The sequence below is a fragment of the Listeria goaensis genome (assembly GCF_900186125.1).
GTDB classification, from domain to species: Bacteria; Bacillota; Bacilli; order Lactobacillales; family Listeriaceae; genus Listeria; species Listeria goaensis.
Genome location: NZ_FYBQ01000017.1, coordinates 26,655 through 45,069 on the forward strand (window position 1 = coordinate 26,655; position 18,415 = coordinate 45,069).

The 18,415-nt window shown below is 38.1% G+C and carries 17 protein-coding genes; 1 reads left to right on the top strand and 16 read right to left on the bottom strand.

The window, feature by feature from the left end:
• Window positions 1-82: 82 nt before the first annotated feature.
• Window positions 83-532 (bottom strand): single-stranded DNA-binding protein, encoded by a 450-nt coding sequence (ssb, locus tag CFT42_RS13975; RefSeq protein ID WP_088816449.1) that lies wholly within the window; start codon window positions 530-532, stop codon window positions 83-85.
• Window positions 533-622: 90 nt separating this feature from the next.
• Here ssb and CFT42_RS13980 point away from each other — a divergent pair, with 90 nt between their 5' ends.
• Window positions 623-901: a MerR family transcriptional regulator gene (locus tag CFT42_RS13980; protein WP_088816450.1), complete on the top strand. Its 279-nt coding sequence runs from the start codon at window positions 623-625 to the stop codon at window positions 899-901.
• 334 nt (window positions 902-1,235) lie between these two features.
• Here the strand turns inward: CFT42_RS13980 and CFT42_RS13990 are convergent, their stop codons facing one another.
• The 15 genes from CFT42_RS13990 to CFT42_RS14060 form a co-directional block, all read right to left on the bottom strand.
• Window positions 1,236-2,093 carry a hypothetical protein gene (locus CFT42_RS13990; RefSeq protein ID WP_088816452.1) on the bottom strand — a complete coding sequence of 286 codons (858 nt, stop codon included), beginning with the start codon at window positions 2,091-2,093 and terminating at the stop codon, window positions 1,236-1,238.
• On the bottom strand, window positions 2,074-2,292 hold the full coding sequence (locus CFT42_RS13995; RefSeq protein WP_088816453.1) for a hypothetical protein: 219 nt from the start codon (window positions 2,290-2,292) through the stop codon (window positions 2,074-2,076). The genes CFT42_RS13990 and CFT42_RS13995 overlap by 20 nt, the downstream gene beginning before the upstream one ends.
• Before the next feature lie 18 nt (window positions 2,293-2,310).
• Window positions 2,311-4,005 carry a MobP2 family relaxase gene (mobP2, locus tag CFT42_RS14000; protein ID WP_088816454.1) on the bottom strand — a complete coding sequence of 565 codons (1,695 nt, stop codon included), beginning with the start codon at window positions 4,003-4,005 and terminating at the stop codon, window positions 2,311-2,313.
• A gap of 13 nt (window positions 4,006-4,018) precedes the next feature.
• Window positions 4,019-4,369, bottom strand: coding sequence for a hypothetical protein (locus CFT42_RS14005; RefSeq protein ID WP_088816455.1), 351 nt, complete (start codon window positions 4,367-4,369; stop codon window positions 4,019-4,021).
• Complete coding sequence (locus tag CFT42_RS14010) at window positions 4,366-4,686, bottom strand: hypothetical protein (RefSeq protein WP_088816456.1); 321 nt, start codon at window positions 4,684-4,686, stop codon at window positions 4,366-4,368. Before CFT42_RS14010 ends, CFT42_RS14005 begins: the two co-directional genes overlap by 4 nt.
• Window positions 4,679-4,969, bottom strand: coding sequence for a hypothetical protein (locus CFT42_RS14015; RefSeq protein ID WP_088816457.1), 291 nt, complete (start codon window positions 4,967-4,969; stop codon window positions 4,679-4,681). Before CFT42_RS14015 ends, CFT42_RS14010 begins: the two co-directional genes overlap by 8 nt.
• 393 nt (window positions 4,970-5,362) lie before the next feature.
• On the bottom strand, window positions 5,363-6,325 hold the full coding sequence (locus CFT42_RS14020) for a hypothetical protein (RefSeq protein ID WP_088816458.1): 963 nt from the start codon (window positions 6,323-6,325) through the stop codon (window positions 5,363-5,365).
• A gap of 5 nt (window positions 6,326-6,330) precedes the next feature.
• Entirely contained in the window at window positions 6,331-7,467 is a 1,137-nt protein-coding gene (locus tag CFT42_RS14025) for a DUF3991 domain-containing protein (RefSeq protein ID WP_088816459.1), read from the bottom strand.
• Window positions 7,468-8,055 carry a hypothetical protein gene (locus tag CFT42_RS14030; protein WP_088816460.1) on the bottom strand — a complete coding sequence of 196 codons (588 nt, stop codon included), beginning with the start codon at window positions 8,053-8,055 and terminating at the stop codon, window positions 7,468-7,470.
• 14 nt (window positions 8,056-8,069) lie between these two features.
• Window positions 8,070-9,092: a peptidoglycan DD-metalloendopeptidase family protein gene (locus tag CFT42_RS14035; RefSeq protein WP_244169981.1), complete on the bottom strand. Its 1,023-nt coding sequence runs from the start codon at window positions 9,090-9,092 to the stop codon at window positions 8,070-8,072.
• A 1-nt stretch (window position 9,093) separates the two neighbouring features.
• Window positions 9,094-11,655 (bottom strand): VirB4 family type IV secretion system protein, encoded by a 2,562-nt coding sequence (locus CFT42_RS14040; RefSeq protein ID WP_088816461.1) that lies wholly within the window; start codon window positions 11,653-11,655, stop codon window positions 9,094-9,096.
• A complete protein-coding gene (locus tag CFT42_RS14045; protein ID WP_088816462.1) occupies window positions 11,652-11,969 on the bottom strand; it encodes a DUF5592 family protein in 318 nt (105 codons plus the stop codon). The genes CFT42_RS14040 and CFT42_RS14045 overlap by 4 nt, the downstream gene beginning before the upstream one ends.
• Before the next feature lie 15 nt (window positions 11,970-11,984).
• Window positions 11,985-13,886, bottom strand: coding sequence for a pLS20_p028 family conjugation system transmembrane protein (locus tag CFT42_RS14050; protein WP_088816463.1), 1,902 nt, complete (start codon window positions 13,884-13,886; stop codon window positions 11,985-11,987).
• Between the two features lies 1 nt (window position 13,887).
• Entirely contained in the window at window positions 13,888-16,479 is a 2,592-nt protein-coding gene (locus tag CFT42_RS14055) for a type IV secretory system conjugative DNA transfer family protein (protein WP_088816464.1), read from the bottom strand.
• Window positions 16,479-18,415 (bottom strand): hypothetical protein (locus tag CFT42_RS14060; RefSeq protein ID WP_208611163.1); only part of this gene is annotated, 1,937 nt, incomplete at its 5' end. The genes CFT42_RS14060 and CFT42_RS14055, both read right to left, overlap by 1 nt.

Consider the following 18,415-nt stretch of genomic DNA (forward strand, 5'->3'; position numbering starts at 1 on the left):
CCTATGTTTCGTTTTATTTTCAGCATCAAAAAAGAAGATACCGAAGCATCTTCTCTTTTTACCTATGTTACTTCCTGTCGAATTAAAATGGAAGGTCATCATCTGATAGATAGCTATCAGACACCTGATTAGATAAATCGGCTGGTATTTGAGTGTCTTGCAAACCACCTCCTTGTTCATAAGGGGTTGTTAGATACTTGTTCGCCTTATTACCACGCCTTTCTAAGAAATGAACCGTTTCGGAATGTACTTCTGTTACAAATATCCGGTGTCCATTTTTATTCTTATATTGTCTTGTCTGAAGTCGACCATCAATACCCGCAAGGTTCCCTTTTTGAAGAAAGTTTGCCACATTCTCGGCCGCTTTCCGCCAAACTATACATTGAATGAAATCCGCTTCTCGTTCGCCTTGTTGATTTGTAAAGAGACGATTCACCGCTATTGTAAAACTCGCTACCGCTATCCCATTGGGTGTATATCTCAAGTTAGGATCTTTAGTTAACCTTCCTACTAAAACAACTCGATTAATCATATTTATCTCTCCTAGCTTCTTTAAATTTTATATTTTACATGTTATATAAAGATGTTATACTTAGATTATCCCATTATTAGGAGGTTTGCCATGGACACCGTGTTTAAATTAATCCATAACCAGACTTTAACGGAAGAAGAAAAGAAGGAGGCTTATCACTACCTGTCAACGCAACTCGTCAACACCGCAGAAGCAGCACAATTAATCGATGTTAGCCGAATCACAATTGAAAATTACGTGAAAAAAAAGCAATTAATCCCTGTGATTAATCGCCCTAACCATAAATTGTATTGGAAAAATGACATATTGGCCCTTCACCCCACCATTATCGCCAATCGTAAAAACCCACGGGGTTGGCCAGATTCTTAAACTTTTTTGTGTTACCATATAAAGTACATGACTAAGATGAAAAATCCTAATGCAAGTAAGAAATAAAAACTTTTACGGAATAGAACAATTATGATGAGAATGCTCCCACCGTATACAACTAAATTGATTAATGATCCACCCGCTGAAAAAAACAAAAATTTGATTCCCCCAATAATCAATAATAAGGTAATCAGAAATGGAAACCATGGTTGTTGTGTCAATCGCTGAAAGGCAAGTATACTTTTTTCTTTTCGATTCATCGGTTTTCTTCTCCCTCTATTTTATTACTTACAATATATCATTTTTATATGCATTTTGCAAATTATATAAGTTATTAACTAGATGGCATTTCTTTTAACACATTTACCTTCACGCCCATAAGTCCGGCTACCTTTTCCAACTCACACTCTAACTGATGAGCTGGAATCTTCTTAATCCAATTCCGTTTCCCAACGTTCCATCGGCCGTAACGATATCCTAATTGAGTGAGTACTTGTCTATGGTCAAAAGCATTACGAATGACGAGATAATACATGGCACTAAATTCAAATTGATTCGCTGGGTATACCATGATATTTTTTTCCAGAACCCCGCTTTCAACTAATTCCGCTTTTTCATGCCATACCACGCTTTCATGAAATTCAGCTCGCCATATTTCTTCTAGTGGCAAATAACGATATCCCCAGCATTTTAACGTTTCTCGATTGGACCACCCACGGCTTACATCAATATAAAATTGCCCCTTTTTATAAGTAAACTGAGGTATTTTCCAATAGCCCAACAAGCCATGATTCTTCTGAAGCTTTTCCAATTGTTTCTCTTCCATGTTCCGAATGTCAAAGAGATTTAAAAGTTTCATACCCATAGCTGTTACGAGTAAATTATGGTAGTAACTATAAAATCTCTCCTTATGTGCCGTTTCGCCGAAGAAGGTCATTTCAATATGATGTGCTAAATCATGCAAGGCTGTTATCAAAATTTGATTGGCTTCACGAGATAAATTATTGATGCGTATTTTTTTATAATCAGCTTGATAGTCGCCATCCTTTGTACCTTCCTTCCGATGAAATTCAACATAAAATTGGCAAAGCTTCTCAATCGGATGTGTCTGTCCAGGAAAAGCATTCTCTAATATAGCAGTCAGTAATTGGTGCATTTCAATATTGGATGCATTACCTGTTAATTTCCCCATGTTTAGCCCTCTTTTCTGTGACATAAAGTCCTTGATAAAATTGTTCTAGGTTATCTTCCGTCTGTAGAATGAGAAACCCTTTTAATTGAGCTGCAAAGAATTTGTCTCCTAGCTCATCTTTCGAAAAATAATCTTCAGGTTTTTGTGAATATACCGGTAATCCACTTTCTAAAACATAGTCTAATTTCACTTTTTCCATTGTGATAAGAACCTCCTCTTATTGTTTACGCAAGCTTTCTTGTATCAATTGTTGTTCGAACCGATCATAGTCAAATTCTCTTTGCCATCTGTCTGATGCGTGTCTCAATTGGCGATCAATCCCACGTAAAGTTTGACGTATCCGATATGCTCTCTGGCGCTCAGCTATGAATTTAGCTTGACTCGTATAGCTTTTTGGCGTTGCCAGGTTATAATTTCCACGTAGTACCTCTTTTTCAAATTTCTGTTGAACCACTTTGCGTTCAAGTTCACTTGCTGCCATCACCCTTATTTTTTTATTTTCCCAATAAACGTTAACCACTTTAAAGGAATTGGAGTGGTCTTTTTGAGAAAGGTCGGCGATGGCCATAGGTTTGGTATCACCACTTTCTTTAATGGGCGTATAGATCAAACCTGATAAAACCCTATCCACATCTTCTTGTGTATAAGGATTATCTGAGGGGCCTTTTTGAGAAAGGTCCGCATCTGAATGTAGCCCCAATTGAAACCAATCGATATCCTCTATTTCCTCCTTCTCAGTCCATAATGGTATTTCTACTGGAGCTTCATCTTTATCTGTCATATACCGTTCGACAAATGCTTTGCGATTAATTCCTTCTTGCGCTCTTTCTTTATCAACTTCTCGCAATTGACTCAACACAGCATTGCCAGCTCGTTGATATAAATCTTCCAGGGAATTCTGGAAATACTTGGTTTGTTCTGGATCATAAGCCCCCGCTCCCTCGATTTCCACTTTATTATATGTTCGTTCGTACAAATCACCAAGATGCTTGACGCGTCCTTTCCAGTCTTGAAAAGGCACTTGTAAAGAATCGTCTAGTTTAGCATGAATATAGGCACGGACTTCATGACCAAAGAAATGTTTTCGGGCATTCTTCATATTCCACAACCGCTTATCTTTAGGTAATTTCAGATATAAATCACGAAGTAACGTGCGTTCCGCCAAGTTCGCGTGTGTTAAAGCCTTCTCTGAACGCAACGCTTTTGCAATTTCCTCACGTGCTAAGCGATCAATGACTTTTAATTGTTCCGCTGACTGGACGAGTTGATGAACAAACGTACGCTTCATCTCGATTAAAGATGATTTCTGCCTTACTCCTGTAGGTTGATAAACCTTCTCTCCCGTGGGAATTTTTCGATGCTGTTCATCATATAAATAACGTCCCTTGTCGTCTTTCTGATAAACCTGATGCCATTTCCACTCGCGTGAAGGTGTTAGCTCTACTCCAGCAACATGGAAATGAAGGTGTTCCGTGTTATGATGCATCGCGCCTACCCATTTGTAATTCTGCAACTTTTCTGCTCGTACCAACGTATCCATTGCGGCTTTTACTGCATGCATCAGTCGGAGTTCATCTATCTCACCTGTCTTTTCATGTAGAAGTCCAATCTCTTCTAGCCATTCATTTCGAAAGGAAAATAAATCTCTCCACATGATTGATTGTTGGGTATGCGCTGTTTGGAAATGGTTCACCACGTCCCTGCGCTCCTGTACAGTTAGATACCGACATCGAGAGTCGAATAAACCACTTGATTTTAATGGATTATCCATATAATCCATATAACCTCCAAACAAAGGAGTATCACTATTTGCTTTGGTTTTCACTTCATCGTCCATATATCGTATAAAACTTGCCACCTCTTTTCCGATAACAAAATCTGTATCGTGTAAGACCCCTAAATCGACAACCATCTTATCACCTCACTTAGGATGTATAATTCCGGAGAGCCGAGATACGCCCCTCTTGTTTCAGTCGAGCTGCTTCCACGACCTCAGTAGGAGATACATCATGCGCGATAAAATCAGTAACATCTAAATTGGCCACTAATGTATTTTGAATGTCTAATAAGATATTCATTTTATTTACTAGTTCGAATAAAAGTTTTTTTTCTTTTTGTAGAGCTTTCACTTGTTCGACTAAATCTACTTCTCTTTTTTTCCATGTTTGCATATCCTGAAATGCTTGATCAATGCAAGCACCATTTGTTTGTGCATCTTCTTGAATGATCGCGTACGTTTCAGGATGAATACGAACCGTTATCTTTTGTTTGTTCATTCCTCCGTTGCCTCCCTCTTACTCCATTTATCTTTTAGGGTTTGCTCCCAATCTTCGTCTAATAAAGATAGTAATTCTAACCATTCATGATTATTCCTATCGATGAAATCAAGTAGACGGCGAATAACCACTTCCGCCTCCAGTTCTTTCTGTGTGACGGCTGGAACCTGAGCAAGATTTTCTAAGTACTCTCGGATATATGCTTCTCTGGTTAGTGTTCCTTGGGCCTCGTCTTGTTTGTTTACCTTGGCTACATGTAAATCTATTAACTGAAGGAAGGGCTTCGGCACTTGATTAATCTTAAGTTGCTTAGTCACCTCTCTCCCTCCTTCCATGCACGATCTGTAATTCTGGAAAATAGTCATAGACGCATTCTCGGACCTTTGTATTAAAAGTGAATTTCTTCTGTGCCTCTCTGACGAGCATCTCGATTCGGTTCGTGACTTCTTGATTGGGATGCAAAGCCATTTGTTCTAACTGCTTCCGTAGAAATTGGTTACGACTCATCCCTAATCGTTTTGCTTGTTGATTAAGAAAGTGAACACTTGATGAACTCATGCCTCTAATTGTAATCGATTGTGTTGCTTGAACGTCTTTCATACATGATATACTCCTTTCCTTCTAATAGAATGTAACAGAGACTTGTGCTTCTCTGTTAGGTGCCGGTATTGAACCGTCTCCTAACAGCTTCGGAAGGGATGTGTGAAACCATCCCATTCCTCAGCAGGTTAAGGGAAAATGAAGTCAAAACCGTTGGGAAGCTAGGCAGTGCCTAGCTTCAAGACGAAGCCAAAAAAGTAGCGATTGCCAGCCATTTGCCAGTTCTTTTTTAGAAAAAATTTAACTTTTTTCACAAACTTTACTTTCAAATAACAACGGATAAGAACGATTTATTATTCAACACATCATTTTGCCAGCTTTTTGCCGACCATCTACAAGAAAAGCCGTTCATTTGCCTTCCCTGTGCCAGTCATTCGCCATACCAAATAGCTATTATTCCGCTGGGTGATCCGTTAACCAATTTTGCAATTTCTCTTTTCGTCGCTCTAATTGTTGGATGCCAAGTTTTGTGTCAGACACTTTTTCTTGTAGCCTATCCTGTTCATGTTGAATACTTGTAATGTCTTGATTCGATTGTTCTTGTTGCTTCTCGGTCTGATATTTTTGATCTTCTTTTAATTCCTTTATTTGCGTATCCATATGAGCAATATCCTGTTTCATCTTCTTAATCTCTTGACGGTAATGGTACATGTAATCATCAGCTGAAGTCATCTGTCGTGTCGCATAATAACGCAAATAATCTTCCTCTGATTGGTTAGGCTTGCCACTTGTTTGGCGTGTTTTATCTTGAGAAAATGCAAAAGTAATTTGCATAAACTCTCCTTTTTGGATAATATCTTGGCTCCTTTCTGTTAATAGATAATCTGTTTTAACTTCAGCTCGCTCATCCACATAAAGCTCATGTTCTCCCATATCAAACACTAATTCTTTCCAGTTATCTGGTATATCAGATACAACGACCAACATATATTCTTCATTCAGTTCGAGCCATTCACTAGGCAGTTCTTTTTTGGTCTTTTTTTCAGTTACTAGGAGTTCAATAGGTTGCTTTTGATATAAGGGTTCTCTCGTTACTTGAAATAAAAATTCTGCTTGGTGTGTATTCGGATGATACGTTCTATCTGCCAAAAACAAAGTAGTTCCTGCCATTTTTTGTTGATTCTCTGACCCACTTCCACTATCTTCTATATCGAGTTTTCCAGCATTCACTAGAATCATACTTACCGTTGATACCAAGATTATAACCGTCAAAGCAAAGGCAATATAATAAAAACGAACAATTTTCGCCTGTAAGAATTTAAACTTTCGTTCGCCTTTCTTATTATATTTCTTACGTTCCTTTCGCTCTTTTTCTGATAAACCATCTTCTCGTTGCCAAAACCTTAACTTATACATCTTACTCACCTACCCCTTTGTGCTACTTGGGAAGCTTCTACAGAAGCGTGATGCCCCTTCTCTTTTTCTTTCTGGGTTTGGAGTTGATAGATTAGATAATCGTTTTGATCCTTCACTATCTTTCCCCCACTCAGTTCTATTCGGGGAATTTCATCGATACTTACAAGATCTGACAGTCGTTCGGTCTCCTTGACGGTGAGGCACTCCGCGTAATTCATAAAATCATGAACAAAATCTTGGCCAGGTTGATCATTATCAACAATGAGTTTAATGGTTGGGATAATATCTTGCCCACATTTTTTTTGAATGTGATGGACAGCTGCATACTGCCTCATAATTGTATCTCGACTTAGACCCTCCATACTTGCAAAACGTGTATGAAGTAGTTCATTTTTTTGGCCATCATGCATTTTCCTAGAAATATAACTTAGCACGTCAATCGCTGCTTCGCCCACGACTAATCTCTTGGGAATCCCGATGTCCATAAAGAATCCAGCATTCGCCTCACAACCTGATAACTTCCCTTTAAAAAAAGTATCTTCTGGTCGTTTTCGCTTTTCCTCAGGGATAATCCTTGTACCACGTAAACTAGCACCAACTATCTTTCCTTGGTGCCTTATCTGATTCATATCCCTCCATTTAAATACTATATTTCGGCGACTATCTCCTGCAATGAGTCCTTCTTTGATGCAGTATTGAATTAAATTGGGATGAAGCTTTCGTTCTTCAGTTAAATACTTAAATGCCGATTTAGCATCTTTGGTTTCTTTCACATCTCGCTGATAATCAAAGTCTCTAGGTTTATCCTGTAACCGTCTTTGAATCCCATTTTCAGGAATGTATTGTGATTTTTGTAAAATATCATGAACTGCTTGCGAAAATGAATACTGATAAAGCATCATAGCAGCATCTATACAATTCCATGCTGCTTTTTCTTCATTTCGACTAAACCACTTAAGTACATTTTTCCGAGCGTTATATCTTAAACTACCATGCTCTGAGTGCTGGTAAGTACTATTCGAAATTTCTTCAAATGATTCGCCGCATGCTTCCAAGTAACTCAATATATTCACAGATCTAGCATAATCTTTGTCCGCCTGATTAAAAAATCGTTTCCTTGGTTTCGATTGAATCGCTGTCATTTAATTACCTCCATCCGTTAATTGACTTTTATCTTCTACATGATCCACACGCCAACAATCTGTGTAAATAGCCGTTAATTCTACAAGAATAGGTCGATTCACTTCTGGAGATCCGTTACTCCGTATCGAGGACTCAAATGATGTCAAAACACGTAGGGTATCGGTTGTTTCCGTTATTTTTTCTAAAGGAACATAAAAGGTTAACTCTGATAAGTGAATCGCATAATCTGGGTCTTCATATGTTTCTCCCTTGTCTTTTTCTTTTCGATTGCTTTGAATAGTATTTAATAATCTTGGTGTTACATAATCCTCTATATTTTTAGGACTATGTTTGGCATAAGCAGGATTATAATAGAGCTGCACAAAAGTTTGAAGTTGATTTTGTAACTTATCAATAGAATAATTATCTGGTTCGTCTGAAGTTATGGGTTCATTCTTTGCTTTTGAGGAAGTTGTTTTTTCTTTAGATTTCTTTTCCATCGTTTTAGGTGAAACTTGCCTGTCATAATAGATATGAAAAATACCATATCCTAGGCACAACACAGTTCCAATCAATATGATCACAATGAGTTTTTTATGTCCTTTCAATGCTTTCCTCTCCTTTACGAATTGGTTTGTAAACCTAACACTTTAGCAGGATCTAGTTGTCCTCCCATCATTTCTTTTCTAACTTCAAAGTGGAGATGTGGACCTGTTGATTGACCAGTGCTGCCCACTTTCCCAATCACTTGGCCTTGTTTAACTTCTTGGCCCACTTGAACAAAAATTTGTGACTGATGACCATACAATGTCCATTCACGGCTCTTGGCATGCTCTATTACTGTGACAAATCCATAACCCCCAAAACCAGAACCAGATTTTGCTGGTTGCATCGCAACCACTACCTTTCCATCAGCCGCCGCAAAAATGTCATCGCCAATTGGTTGTGCAAAGTCAAGACCTTTATGATGCTCTGGTGCTCCGGTAACAGGATTAATTCGATCCACATAACCACTCGATATATGAGGATTTTTCACAGGCACAATATAAGTTCCTGTCCCCACAACAGTCTCTTTTGAACAGCTACTTTGACCACCTAATTGTTTTAAAAAACCATTCACTCCATTTAACCAAGCTTTGTTTAATCCTGTTCCGTCATTGGCGGCACCAATTGGAGCATATTTAGGTTGAATCGTTTCTGGTGTCGTTAACCCTTGACTTGTATAGTTTTCCGAGAGATTACGAATCATGGCTTCAATGCCCTTTTCTAGCGTGGAAAACTGAAAACCGTTACTATCTCCCATCAGTCCTCCGGGATTATTCATTTCCCGCACCATTCTGGAGGAACCATTACCTGTTTCATGCATCGCAATCGCCACAGCTAAAGCAGGATCTACATTATATTGTTCGCCATACTTCAAAAAGAAAGAAGCGGTGCCATGAAAAACGCCTCGCTTCTTTAAGAATTGATTTAAAGATTGTTCCGTCAATTTTCCTGTTTCAACAACTGAACATCCTGCATAATTTGTTTGTTGATCACTAGCACTTTTTGCCCCGATAATACCAGAAAAAATTGATGCTACAATCATAAATAAAAACAAGCTAATGCCAACAACAGCTATACTCACATAAAGCCATTTTTTCATCTTACCGACCACCACTGAAAAGGATTTCTTCACTTTGTGGTAAATCCCATTTGAAATGTATGTTTTGCTTTCCTGTAATATTCATAATGGTATGCCCTTTCTTCAAATGTGGAATTTGTAACAGCTCACTTTCACTGAATTCATCCCCGTACCATTTTCGAATTTCTTGAACGGATGTAGCGCTTTGTCTCATGAACAATTTATAAGTCGCTGATTCAAAAATATTGTTCATTGCTGTATCCACACGCTCTTGCGCTGCTTTTCCGCTTGCCTTGGGCAACATATCATGAAAATGTTGAGACGCTAAAATCAGAGCCCCAAAATATTTCCTATCTTCTCGACTAAATCGATCTAACAAATCTAGTTGCTCAGGATACGCTGAACGAATCCAGTTATGGAATTCATCTAATATCAAATGACGGAAAATATAATCGCCTTCTTTGGCCTCCCCTTTGTCGTGTCGTGCCTTTTCTTCTTGTCCTTTCCGAATCATAATATCCCAAAATACATTTAAACAGTTGAAGAGCTGTGCATTCAGCTTTCCAGCACTATTTTTCAACATAGTTTCAATATTAAAGACAACAATAGGCGCATTTTCAAAATCATTGGTTTGCGTGTGTTGATTAAATAAAGGATCATTTTGAATAATGGCCCTGACATTCTTCAACAATGTTTTTAGTGTAGAAGCTTCCTCATCATCATACTGTTGCCGAACTTCTTTTTTAGCAGTATCTTCATATAAAACACCCTCCAAATAGTGGACAAAATCTTCTAATATAGGATAGGAAGATGAAGGAAGTTGTGTTAATTCCTTAAATGGAACATTCATTTGATTACACCAATAGTGATAAAAATGACGTAATTGAGTATTCAACTCTCGTTCCAAATGTGGAATTTTTTCATCCATTAAGAAACGATAGATAAGCGTTACTTTACTCATGTGTGCATCAAAAGATTCTTCAAACTGCGTTTCTAATGTCTCCTCATCTACACAAGTCGCAAACACCTGAAGAATATTGGTCGCATGCTTTGCGATATTAGCAGATACTCCACCTAGCGCTTCGCACAATCGATTAAATTCAGTGGAAACCGGAAAGATAAAGACTTGATCTCCTAAGATGACTCTGGACAATGCTAATTTTTTAAGTGAGGTTGATTTCCCTGAACCAGACATGCCACAAATAATCATGTTATTTGATAACCGATCCTGATCTTTATACGTGTGACTAAAAATCATCGCTCCCCCACTAGTTGTATTTCCACAATAAAGGCCATCGTGGTCAATTAAAAATGAAAAATCGAATGCATAACTACCAGCTAAACTTCTACTCTTTATTTCTTGTCCATGACGCGGAATTTGTTGATACTGCGTTTTAAAGTTGGTAAAAAGTGCTATATAATCTTCTTCCATTTCACTCAGTTGAATCATGCCTCTAAAACCATGTGTCGTTAGCTCTCCAAGAACTAAGGCTACCTCTTCTTCTAGTTGCACCTTTGTAGGAGCATAGACATAAAGACGTGTATGCAGCTCCTTTACCGTTTCCTGCGTATCTACAACTTCATCTGCCAAGTGATCTAAAGACCAATATTCTTTCGCTGCCATCTTTTGATCCGTTTTATTTTTAGCGTGTTCATAGCGATTTTCTTGTTCTGCTGAGCTATCGTTAATAAAAGTTAACACTTTATCTCTGGGTAATGTTCGCGTATCCTGCGTGGTGATCACATTTGGACGAGTAAATAGATTTTTACCCCAAAAAGGACGAGCATCTCTTTTGTACTCCACGATGTGAACACATGTATCATATCCATCACCTTTAATTGCATAACGATGTTCTGGGTGAAATCCCCCTCGTGGCTGGATATAATGTAAAAACGATGAGTCATAACCCTTTTTAGGGGGTTCATTAGGATAAAATGTCATTGGTGGCACTTCAGTTAATACAGCTGTGTTCAAATTATTCAACTTAAATAGGATTTTCATTTTTTTCTCAAATGGAATAGCTGTAATTTTAAAATAAGACTCTCGCACATTTAGCAATCGATTGCGCAATTTTAGTAACTCTTCCTCATCTTCTGCAAATAGTTGAAAGTAGAATTCCTGATGTAAAATCGAGCGCGCCGCTTCTTCTAATTCCCAACGTCTATGTTCTAAAAAAGGCTGAAAAGAAGCCGTTGTATTTTTCCGAATACGACTATTTAGAAAACGAAGAGGTTGGTCTGTTTCAGCTGGAAAGGTCTGATAAATGAGTTTAAACGAATCATCATACTGTTTGAGAAAATGATGAAATTGTTGGATAGCATAGACTTGATCATTTGGGGTTAAATCATCGATTTTAATACCCGTTATCTGCAAATAATCAGTCACTCCATCACGCAATACAATACAATTTTCCGACTTCAAATAACGAAGGGGCATGACATCCACAATGGTTTTAGGTAGCTTTTTCTTTTGTTTTTTTTCTGCCTTACGCTGCTTTCTCGTTATTTTTAATTTACGTTCTAATTCTTTTTCTTGTTTTTCTAATTGAAGATGACGGTCATCAAATACAAGTGAATCGGTCATGGTAGTCTCCTTTCTCCCACTGCATTTCCTTCTACATCAATCGCATGGTACGTTACACCACGTTTAAATATCACTCGAAACATCGTTTGGGCTTGTTTTAACTTATCATTACTTTTAGATCGCCAAATCCAAAACACCATAATGCCTACATTCACTATAATCACAAAGATACTCCATCCTTCAGGAAAAACGTATCGCATACGAGATAAAATCATAAAATAGAAAAAGATGAGTAGTAAATCTGAAAAGTCTATCATCCCTTTCCATTTCGTTTTTGTACTAATCGACTTTTGAATATCAAAACTTTCATTCATACTTACTTTCCTCCTTTACTTTTTAGGCCGCCTTGTCCGATTGTAGCCATTCTGTGTAGCCTGGCCCACTTTGGATTCTTTGACTTTATGTCCGATTTTTCCACTTAAAGTTGGCCTTTGGTTAGATGGCCGCGGCGATACTGATTCTGAAGGAGTAACATGGGATACATTTTCTGATGATTCCTGACTGCTTGGTTGTGTGTCATTAATACCTGTTGCTTTTTCAGAACTTGAAACCTGATTAGCAGTATCCGACCCTTCATTTATACCTTTTTCAGATAATGAAGTTTCTGGTGATGAATTCTCATTGGTAGATCCTTGGGTCTTATTCGATTGATTCAAACCTTCTGTCTCGTTAGGATTTTCTTTTTCACTAACATTGTTTCCTGGAGTATTACTTTCTGATGATGTTGAACCTTCGCTTAACCCATCTGAATTCTCTTCACCTTGATGATTTGTATCTTTTTGACCTTCGTTAATCCCTGTTGCGTCAGACCCTGTTGGATTTTTAGACTCTTTTGAATCATTTCCTTGGTTAATTCCCGCCGCTAACTGTTCGCCTGTATTCGCCATTAATCCAGCTAAAGCTCCTCCTGAATATCCCGCAGCACGCGCACCAAGATCCACAGCTGATGCTGCAACACCACCAGCGCTTTTTGCAACGCCTGCGGCAGCTTTGACTCCCATTGCTCCACCAACAATCCCCCACGCTGATTGTATTCCTGCATCGACACCGAGAACTTTTTGAACCATAATAGGGCCATCGATGACAAACCATATCGCTCCAATTAAGGCTAACAAATAGGACGTTCCAGTCAATTGTTCTTCGACAATGAAATTGGTAAACGCAGAGAAAATACTAAAAGCAGAAAACATGGCGACGATTGTACATAAAATACCGACAATATTAAACAAAACTTGTTTCAAACGAGACATGGTTCGAAAATCCGCAAAGGCTAAATAGTTAGCAAATCCTTGATTAAAAGCAAGTTCTATCATCATCCGTCCCATACGAATACCCGATAAAAGAAAGGCAAAATTTAGGGCTAACAACGTGACGATAACCGTCACAAAATTAACGTGCCATCTATAGTAACCTTCTCCTATTAAATCCTGTGCCCAACGCTTACCAAATCCAACATCTGGGTCAAATTTGGCGGCTACTTCTTTCCCATCCACATAATCTAAGTTGTACCCAAGTACACCCTCTCCACCAAATTCTTCTGGCTTAGTAATTTGTTGGGTAATTCGCACGTATTTAATATTGGTTAAATCTGTTTTCTTTTTAATCTTATCTGGGTCAATCCAGTTGTTTTCCGCAAAAACTGTCAAATCAGCCGTATTATCAATCACTGTTTTCTGACCTATATTAAGCCCTTGGTCCCCACGACTTAGCCCCTTCGAGATATCTTGCGCCACACCTAACATTGTAGTTACGAAAACTGGCAAGGCTATAACAATCAACATACTTAACATCAGATTCGTTGCTGCTTGTGTTAGTTCTACCTTTTTTCCGACCATCATTAAAAAGAACAAGCTAAGTAAAGCCAGTAGTAACAAGAAATTCTCAAGACTATGAAGTTTGGTCATAATGCCTTGGAAAGCATCTGATTCAGCAAAATTCCCGATATTCAGGATGTCTAAGGTTGCTTGGCTGAAGAGTGTCACGCCCCTTTCAAGCAATAGAATCAGCATCCAGCCCAACCATCTCAAAACGAATAGCATGATATTTCCTTGTGTTAGATAATCATCATATAAAAGTAAGATTTTTTTTACGTCATCATTTGTATCTTCAAATAAGCCATAATTGGCAGCTGAAGCTTGCATCTCTTGCCCATAAATGAGAAATAGACTTAATCCTAACAAGAAAAGACCTCCAAAAAAGATGAGCTTATGTTTCCGAGAAAACCATTTCATTTTATGTTACCTCCTTCCATCCTTCTAACTCCAATATGCGGCCAACTTCTTGAACAGAACGAAGCTGATCTTCCATCTCTAACCATTGTGTAAATTCTGATACTGTTCCTCGCAGTAATCGATTCTCTCCATCAGCTAAATTATCTGGATCCAACGCCATTTTTTCCTTCGTAAACAAGGTCTGTTGTATTTGTTCTACATATGTGGTTTCTTTCCATACTTCCACACAATTTCGATAATAATTTTGATTCGCTTTATACGTTTTTTGAACGGCTTTCTTAAAGTTAAATTTGATAGTTTCTTCCTGTTTGTTCTGGTCTATTTCAGCTTGATTACTTTTCTCTTCTTCTGTGTCATACATTTGCAAAGGCCCCAATTCAATGGCGTATCCTTTCAAGGTTAGTTCTACATGATGATTATCAATTGGAATTTCTTCCCACGGAACAACTTGATGTGGAAGATACCAAAAACTTGGAACCATTCTGTCTGGACCTTGATTTAATATAGGATACTGTGTAATCGCTCTCTCTTCTAAATCAGTGGTTCGAGAAACACGTAAAATTACATTTTCACCAAATTGAAGCTGTTCTAATGAGTTACGACTCATCATATCTACATCTTTGGCAGATTCACTGACTGTTTTTTTGAGACTAAGTTCTTCTCCGTTACGACTAAAACTAGCTACGGTACGTTTTTTCAAACGATCCACAATTTCTTCATTCGTTTCTTTATCATTACTCTTAATATAAAAGGTGATTCCAGCATTACTTAACATTGTTGATTTTTCATGCTTTTCATAAATATCAAGTTGCCCTAAATTTTGAAGTATGAGGAAAAAACGAATATTACGCGAGAGAACCGCACTCATTTTTTGACTCATACCAGGAATCTTCATCAAGTTGCCAAATTCATCCAACAAAAAAATGACCAGACGATCACAAGCACCATTTGCTGATGCATCGGCTTCTCTTACTAACTCTCGATAAGCTGTTTCCAAAAATAACGAAGCCAGTTCTTCATTACTGGAGTCAGAATCTGGAAAAACAAGAAATATCGCTTGTGGTTTTTCACCAAATCCCATTTTTTTAAAATCAAAAGCGTTATCTGCTGTCAAGCGTGCATTTCCACTTCGAACAAACGGATCTAGCGCAATAATCAGCTCAGACGCAATCCCAGCTATTGTTTGTTTGGCATCTCCTACTAAACGAATGGCCCCATAGGCATCCGATGCTGGATGGTCTTGGTCCATTTCTCCAAAGTATACATCTAGGGCGCTTTTCCCTTTATAGTCCGCATATAAATCGTCCACAGGTCTCTGACTTGTCACATACTGCATCAGATAAGGATGCATTTTCCGGTTTATGGTAATCCCCATTAGATGAGACATGGTTTTTGAAATCGCATAGAGGCAGATTTTTTCTTTTTGTTCTGTTCGTAAACAATGATCCATTAGGGCGATTGTACAAGCTCTAAACAAGGCACGTGCATTATCCACAAAGAATTTGTCTCCTGCCCGTGGACGAATATAAAGTATACTGGCCAATGATGCAATATCTTGAGTGGCAAAATCCAATTTCCGAAGTCGATGCGCATCAGATAAAGATTCACTTTTAAATAAATATTCTTCATAATAACGGACTGCTGTAAATAAAGGACTAAAAGAGTTCGAGTAAAATGGATTCGCAACATTCATAACCAGGACATCATAGCCTCTTTCTTTCAGCATAGAAAAATTCTCGCGCAACGCAATTCCTTTGGTATCTGCAATGAAAAAACTTGCTTTATTCTTGACAACTCGCGAGCGACTAAAGGCATCTATAGTCGGATTTACAAAGAAAACGCCTTTACCAGCTCGCGTAATCCCTAAGTTAATGGCATTTGTATTTTCATCTGCTAAGAGAATGGCATATTCCTTTTCATTCTCTGGTAGTTCATGACGTAAAAATTTAGACTGTTGCTGAATTTCTTTCACCTCTAACTCTGTGAGGGCAAGTTGTTCATCTAATGACTCTTGATTGTTTAACTGAAGATTTGCATCATCTAAGTAATTCGGTCTTGATAGGCCAAATTTTTCAAGCACAGATGGACGAATATGAGCAATGGGAATCCCTCCGATACCATCAAAAGGAATATCAGGGTCTGCCCACATAATTCGGTATTGTTGTAACAACCCTTCTGTATCTTGCCATTTATTTGCGTTCGTATTTTGTATATCTTCTAGCGCTCGAAAAGACCGGTGAACTTTTAAACACAAATACGCTGTCGTGAAAAGAAAAAAGACTAAGCAAAAAAGAAAAAGGGTTGGAAAAGTCAAAATAATGGGTTGAATCAGCGTTTGAAGGAAGGAAGCTTGATTCGCTGATTCACCACTATGCAAAAATACCTGAAGTTGCTCTTTAAAAAGCAAAACAATACCGATTATGACATTCAATGCATAGATTTGGAGCAGATAGATGATAACTCCAAAGAGAGCCAAACCTTTTGGTTTGGCTAAAAGAGTTAATTTACTACGATAGGCTGCGTTTCGATTATCGCGCCATTCATCAGGTGTATGTTTTCGAGAATCCTTAAATCTTTTTTTTCGGATGCCCATTATTGTATTCCTTTCATCCGTTCATGTGTCTCCATTTCTCTTTCTGTTCCCCTTTCCATCTGTCCATCCTGTTCGCGTTCTTTAAAAGATTGAATAGCTTCTCGCCCAGCATGTTGAACATCTTGAATATGACGGGATACTTCTTCTGCATATTCTAAAACGTTTACATGATGTGTATCCTCTCTCATCAAATCACGTAACGCTTCCTGACGAATATCCATAGCCGCATCTAGTCCCCTTTTTTCTTCGTAGTTTTGAATCGAATGAGGCACATCTCCGTGTTCCCCATTATACTGATTGACTACAAAAGACTGATAGGCTCTCTTCACGGCTTCTTTTTCTTCTTCTATAGCCTTTTCTAACTCCTTTTCTGGTTCAGATATTTTATGAAAATATTCTTGTGTCAATAAACTCTCTTTTTCTTCTTCTTTCAGATGCCGAAATGCGTGTGCAAAAGCTTGACTCTTTTCATCTAGTATCTCTTGGTTTGCACCACCAAAAAGCCTCGCTTCTTCTATCGTATCCATCCTGACTTGTAAACCCTGATTGATCCCAAATTTGCGATCAAACGTTTTAATCTCTTCTGAAAGAGGATGGCCATTTAAATAAGATAAATATTCCTTTTTAAAAGTTTGGCGTTCCGTCTCTGTGAGTTCTCTTTCCATCATATTCTCTTCCTTTCCTTGATTGATGTTCCTCTCTTCAATAGGAGTAGTTTTAACCGCTTCCAGTTGTTTTCTCTCCTCTTCCAAAAAGGATTGCTGCTGTTTTTCTGGTTGATTCATCGCTTCCACAAGAAAACCAATTTGCAAAATAAGTGTTTGATCTTGCTCAAAGGAATGGCCTGATTGTGTATTCACCCACTCTTTGCAAGCTTCTAATCTTGCCTCAAGAGAAGCATACGCTGTATGAGTTGCATCATATGTTTGAATGGCTTCTGAAAGTGGTTGATTGTTAATTAGTGACTCTGGATAGGCACTGAAAAATACCGGGATAGAAGATTCTTTATCGTTATTCAGTATTGGCTCGTCGTAAATTGATTGGGAAGGCATGGCCTGTACCTTTTCCTTAACAGGTTCAAGCTGTAATCCATAACCTGTAAGCTTATTTCCGAGTGAAATCAAAGACTGACTCCCTTTGCTTTGTATCATTTCCTTCACTTCCGTTACTTTTTCCTGTATAGGCTGTACAGTTCGCTGGACAGATTGTGTTAGGTTTTTTTTAAATTTTTGTAGGATGTTATTAGTTTTTTCTTTCAAATTCATTCGCTGTTGCTGAACGATTTCATTTGTAGGGAGTTTTCCTCCTTGCGTGGCAGCACTTAATCGTTCTAAATAGTCCAAAAGAACTTGCTCCGTTTTTTCAAAGTGTTGATCAAGAAGCACTTTTAACTTTTGTTCTTCAATATGACCTTCTTGCAAACTTGAATGAACTTGTTTTTGTATCTCGTTTTGTTGTTGTGCAAGTTCTTGACGAACATAGGGTTTTTCCAACTCTGTTGCAATTTTTTTCATATCTGATTCGTGCGCCTGCTGAAATGTCTCTATGGCTTCTTGAGCCCCTTGACTAGCCTGAATCGGTTTTTCAAAAGCAAATTTTTGGTCCATTTTATGAAAGAAATTTAACAATTTTTCTTTGAAGGCATCTAGCATTTCTTTAAATTGACTGGATAAAGTTGCAACTGGTGGCTTTTCCAAAGTAGAATGTTGCCCGTAATCGGCAACAAACTTCTTGACTGTTTCATGCATATCCTTTAATTCTTGATGAATAAGTTGCAGAATTTCATCTTGCTCGACTTGCTTGTTGCCACCTTGCTCTTCGACTTCTTGCGTCAATAATTGTTTAAATTGATTAGTCTCTGAACTTACCGCCTCTATAGCGGATATTGGAACACTCATTGTATTTCCTCCTTTTGAGGATAAGAAAAAGACCCTTA

What these genes read in the sequence shown, in the direction of transcription:
- CFT42_RS14035 (WP_244169981.1), bottom strand. Translation starts at nt 9,092, where the DNA reads ATGAAAAAATGGCTTTATGTGAGTATAGCTGTTGTTGGCATTAGCTTG.
- CFT42_RS14045 (WP_088816462.1), bottom strand. Translation starts at nt 11,969, where the DNA reads ATGAATGAAAGTTTTGATATTCAAAAGTCGATTAGTACAAAAACGAAA.
- mobP2 (WP_088816454.1), bottom strand. Translation starts at nt 4,005, where the DNA reads ATGGTTGTCGATTTAGGGGTCTTACACGATACAGATTTTGTTATCGGA.
- CFT42_RS14040 (WP_088816461.1), bottom strand. Translation starts at nt 11,655, where the DNA reads ATGACCGATTCACTTGTATTTGATGACCGTCATCTTCAATTAGAAAAA.
- CFT42_RS14015 (WP_088816457.1), bottom strand. Translation starts at nt 4,969, where the DNA reads ATGAAAGACGTTCAAGCAACACAATCGATTACAATTAGAGGCATGAGT.
- CFT42_RS13990 (WP_088816452.1), bottom strand. Translation starts at nt 2,093, where the DNA reads ATGGGGAAATTAACAGGTAATGCATCCAATATTGAAATGCACCAATTA.
- ssb (WP_088816449.1), bottom strand. Translation starts at nt 532, where the DNA reads ATGATTAATCGAGTTGTTTTAGTAGGAAGGTTAACTAAAGATCCTAAC.
- CFT42_RS14005 (WP_088816455.1), bottom strand. Translation starts at nt 4,369, where the DNA reads ATGAACAAACAAAAGATAACGGTTCGTATTCATCCTGAAACGTACGCG.
- CFT42_RS14025 (WP_088816459.1), bottom strand. Translation starts at nt 7,467, where the DNA reads ATGACAGCGATTCAATCGAAACCAAGGAAACGATTTTTTAATCAGGCG.
- CFT42_RS13995 (WP_088816453.1), bottom strand. Translation starts at nt 2,292, where the DNA reads ATGGAAAAAGTGAAATTAGACTATGTTTTAGAAAGTGGATTACCGGTA.
- CFT42_RS14020 (WP_088816458.1), bottom strand. Translation starts at nt 6,325, where the DNA reads ATGTATAAGTTAAGGTTTTGGCAACGAGAAGATGGTTTATCAGAAAAA.
- CFT42_RS14055 (WP_088816464.1), bottom strand. Translation starts at nt 16,479, where the DNA reads ATGGGCATCCGAAAAAAAAGATTTAAGGATTCTCGAAAACATACACCT.
- CFT42_RS14050 (WP_088816463.1), bottom strand. Translation starts at nt 13,886, where the DNA reads ATGAAATGGTTTTCTCGGAAACATAAGCTCATCTTTTTTGGAGGTCTT.
- CFT42_RS13980 (WP_088816450.1), top strand. Translation starts at nt 623, where the DNA reads ATGGACACCGTGTTTAAATTAATCCATAACCAGACTTTAACGGAAGAA.